At 42.6% G+C, this 789-nt stretch carries 1 pseudogene; it reads right to left on the bottom strand.

Going from position 1 to position 789, the window contains the following annotated elements:
* Nucleotides 1-704: pseudogene (locus A3735_RS08020) on the bottom strand (glucose-6-phosphate dehydrogenase); the annotation flags it as partial.
* Between the last annotated feature and the right edge of the window lie 85 nt (nt 705-789).

Below are 789 nucleotides of genomic sequence, written 5' to 3'. Positions count from 1 at the left end.
GCACCTGCGCCATCGTAATAGCTACCCCGAGACTCAACACCTAATTTCTCTGCGCCGGTTATCTCAACATAATCAATATAATTTCTATCCCATAATGGTTCAAACATGCCATTAGCAAAGCGAAAAACCAGTAGGTTTTGAACGGTCTCTTTTCCCAAATAGTGATCGATACGATAAATCTGGGATTCATCAAAATAGGAATGCAAACCATGGTCTAGCTCGATTGCAGATTCCAAGTCATAACCTAGAGGCTTCTCGACCACGATGCGCTTCCAGCCTTCACACTGATCCAACAATTGACTCTTTGACAAGCAATCAGGGATCACGGTAAACATACTTGGCGGCATCGCCATGTAAAACAAAGTATTGTGCGGTGTCTGGTAGCGCGCATACAGCTCATTCAAGGTAAGCTTTAGCTTGGAGTATTCCGTGACATCGGAGGTATTCAAAGACAAGTAATAAACGTGCTGGAGAAAATCTTCGACAGTATGCGAATCAAGGTTTGCACCTTCACTTAGCGACTTTAACAAAGCCTCACGATAACTATCTGAGTCATAAGCACTGCGCGAAACACCCAAAATAAAGAAACAATCAGGCAATTGTCTAGTGACATATAAATGGAACAAAGCCGGGATAAGCTTGCGAAACGACAAGTCTCCCGAGGCACCAAAAATGACGATATTACTGTTATCAGGAACCCTCATCAGACAACTCCTTAGTCGTAGGCTTTTAGTATAGCTTACTCATTAAATAGCTCCGAGTCATGACTCAGAGCTTTTTAATCCTTAT

The sequence above is a fragment of the Oleiphilus sp. HI0061 genome, assembly GCF_001635675.1.
The sequence above is the reverse complement of the archived record's forward strand: the minus strand, read 5'-3'. Positions and strand labels throughout refer to the sequence as shown.